This window comes from Candidatus Benthicola sp. (assembly GCF_058719085.1).
This window is the reverse complement of sequence record NZ_JBZQEK010000060.1, coordinates 1-3,109: the sequence shown is the minus strand read 5'-3', so window position 1 is coordinate 3,109 and position 3,109 is coordinate 1. Positions and strand designations below refer to the sequence as shown.

Here is a 3,109-nt window from a genome sequence, read left to right as displayed (position 1 = left end):
TTCTGGCAGGTCACCAGTTCGACGCCAGGCTCGGAATCGAACCAGTCCTCCGGCTTCACGTGCAGCAGGGACCGCGGCACGTCGGGGTGCTGCAGAAACTCTTTCGAGAGCGGGGGACGCTGGTAGGGCGGTTCGGACTCGTCGGTGAGAATGGCGATCCGTGCGTCCGGATCGCGCTCGAGGATCCCGTCCACGGCCGAGATGCCTGCCAGGCCGCCACCGACGATCAAGTACCCGAAGTCGGCCGGACCGGGCACGTCAGCTCCAGGCCCGGTCGAGGAGCTCGACGGGGTGCACCACCGGGGTCCGGCTCCCGATCTCGACCAGGCCGGCTCCCATGTACATGATGCATCCCGGGTTCCCGGTGGCCACCCAGTCGAAGCCTTCCTCGCGGATCTCCGCGAGCTTCGAGGCCCGGACGCGCTCCGAGATCTCCGGTTGGGTCAGGTTGTACAGGCCGGCCCCGCCGCAACACCGGTCCGAGGACAGAAGGGGCTCCACGGTGATGCCGGGCACGGAGCGCAGCACCTGCAGAGGCTGCTCGACGACTCCCTGGCCGTGTTGCAGATGACAGGGAGCATCGTACGCGACCCGGCCCTCGAGGACCGGCCCGTCGGGCCGGGGCAACGCCTCCGGCTTCGCCCTCTCGTCCCCCGATTCATCCTCCCGTGCGAGCACTTCGGTCACGTCACGCACACGGTCGGCCAGCGCCACGGCACGCTCACGCCACTCCGGCTCGTCTTCGAACCAGTTTGGATAATCCCTCAGGGCCGCACCGCATCCGGCGGAATCCGTGACCAGGAGCGCACCGGGCACGGCCTCGAGCGCGCGCTCGAACGCCTCGACATTCTCCCGAGCCAGTCGTCGGGCTTCCTCCAGATGGCCGGCGTGGGCATGAAGCGCACCGCAGCAGACCTGATCCGGTACCGTGATCTCACGGTAGCCGATCCTCGCCAGCGTGCGGCGCGTAGCCGCGTGGACGTGTTCGAACAGTCCATCCATCACGCAGCCTCGGAGCAGCGCGAACCGAGAGAAGCGATCCGGCTCGCCGGTCGGGACCCCGGACTCCGAGGGTCCACCGCGGCCGCGCCGGAATACCGGTCGGGTGGCGGCGAGCAGCCGAAGCAGCCGGCCGGGACTGCCCGGCAGCACCCGGCCGAGGAGGCCGGCGATCCGGGAGTCGCGGAGCCACTTCGCCGCGGTGTACGTCGCCGGTGCCAGACGGGCGTCGGTCAGGAGCGCGAGGGTCCACCGTGCCCGCCGCTCCGCCGCTGGCCGGCGCACGATCCGGGTTCGCGATCTCTCCAGCAGGTGACCGTAGGGCACCCCCGCCGGGCAGACGGACTCGCATGCCCGACATCCGAGGCACCGATCCAGGTGCTCGGCGAAGGCGCCGGCGGGATCGACTCTTCCCTCCGCTTCGGCGCGCATCAGGTAGAGGCGGCCCCGTGGAGAGTCGTTCTCTTCTCTGAGGAGGTCCCAGGTGGGGCAGACGGGAACGCAGAAGCCGCAGTGCACGCACGCGGCGAGCAGCTCATCCGGGATCCGGGTCCGGAACTCCGGTATCAGCGAATCGATCGATTCGACTTCGGTGCTTCCGGCCACGTCTACTCGGCGGCCGATGACGGCGGTGCGTCCGAAGACGAGTGATCGTGGATGATCCTCCAGCCGGCGCTGGTTCTCCGCAGGACGAGAGTGAAGGGGCCCGCCGCCGTGATCGTGTCTCCTCGGAACAGGATCCAGCGGGCGGTGGCCAGCGCATCGACGGCCGCGAGCCGTCGGACCCGAACGTCCTCGAAACGGAGGCTGTCCCGCTCAGCGCCGGGCTCGAAGAGAGGGGCGTACCTCGCTCGGATCGCTTCGACCCCCACCACCAGGCCGCGGCTGCCCACGAACGTGGTGTTGTCCGACGGCAGGTAGTCGTCCATGAATCCGTCGAGATCCCCCCGGTTCCACTCGGCGGCCGATTCGCTCAGCATCGCCTCCACCGCGCCCTGGACGTCGGCGTCTCCCTCCTCCTCGACCTCGATGGTGCAGGCGGCCGGTACGAGAGCGGCCAGGAGCATCCACGGGGTTCGTCGCGCCATCCGACGGGCACGAGACAGGACGCTCACGGCCCCTCCTCTTCGAGCCAGCGGCGAAAATGATCCACGCTCTCGCGAATGGCTTCCTCCAGCCGCGGGTTGGTACCCGGGAAGGGGTGTGCGGCGTCCATCGTATGACTCGCTCCCTCGATCAGCGCCAGCCGCCCCCCACTCGACGATGCGTGGAGCGCGCGTCCCTCGCGCACGGGTACGGATTCGTCCGCCGTACCATGAACGACCAGCAGACGGGATCCGAGTCGTCCGGCAGCCGACTCCATGTCCAGCTCGGCGCGGTGCTCGCGGAGGTCGTCCAGAACGTCCCGGAAGAGCGGAAGCCGCTGGCCCGTCCGCGAATTCAAGATCTCCATTCGATCCGTTCCCTTCAGCGCCTCGGCGAACCCGTCCTCGTATCGATACACCGATCCGATCCCCGCCCATGTCACCACGGCTTCGACTTTCGGGCTCCGCGCCCCGGCCAGGATCACGGCCGCCGCCCCCCGACTGTGGCCCAGCAGGCCGATGGAGTGAGCCGGCGAGAACGCCACGTCGCCGAGCCGGCCGTTCCGGGCTCCGTCCAGCACGATTTCGAGGTCCGCCAGCTCCTTCGAGAAGGTGTTGTGACCGAAGGCCTCGAGGTCGGTGAACGTCTCCAGGTCGGGACCGATGCCCGAGCCCGAGAAGTTGAAGGAGACCACGACGCTCTGCGTGTCGCGGGCCAGCCGATTCGACAGATAGGGGAAGAACCCCCAGTCCTTGAAGCCCTTGAACCCGTGGCACACCACGATCAGCCGGCCGGCGGTCTCAGGACCGGCCGCACCCGCAGCTTTGTCCGGGACTCGAACGTCCCCGCGCAGCACGCCCCGCTCGCCGACGGACAGCTCGAACGCCGTGCGCAGGGTCCCGCTCTCTTGCCGTTTCTCAGGCGACATGATCGGCCACGTCGATGCCGTAGCGGGTTGGGTCCGTGGAACGCGCGATGCTCCTCCGGTATCGGCCGCTCTCCGGATCCCGTTCGTTGAGGTCAC

General features: G+C 68.9%; 4 protein-coding genes. All 4 read right to left on the bottom strand.

The window, feature by feature from the left end:
• Positions 1 to 257, bottom strand: a 257-nt coding sequence (locus AC36XV_RS04875) for an FAD-dependent oxidoreductase (RefSeq protein ID WP_492202557.1), incomplete at its 3' end; no start/stop codon positions are given.
• Position 258: 1 nt separating this feature from the next.
• Positions 259 to 1,605, bottom strand: coding sequence for a (Fe-S)-binding protein (locus AC36XV_RS04870; RefSeq protein ID WP_492202556.1), 1,347 nt, complete (start codon positions 1,603 to 1,605; stop codon positions 259 to 261).
• Between the two features lie 2 nt (positions 1,606 to 1,607).
• Positions 1,608 to 2,114 carry a YybH family protein gene (locus AC36XV_RS04865; RefSeq protein ID WP_492202555.1) on the bottom strand — a complete coding sequence of 169 codons (507 nt, stop codon included), beginning with the start codon at positions 2,112 to 2,114 and terminating at the stop codon, positions 1,608 to 1,610.
• Positions 2,111 to 3,013: an alpha/beta hydrolase family protein gene (locus tag AC36XV_RS04860; protein WP_492202554.1), complete on the bottom strand. Its 903-nt coding sequence runs from the start codon at positions 3,011 to 3,013 to the stop codon at positions 2,111 to 2,113. The genes AC36XV_RS04865 and AC36XV_RS04860 overlap by 4 nt, the downstream gene beginning before the upstream one ends.
• Positions 3,014 to 3,109: the final 96 nt, after the last annotated feature.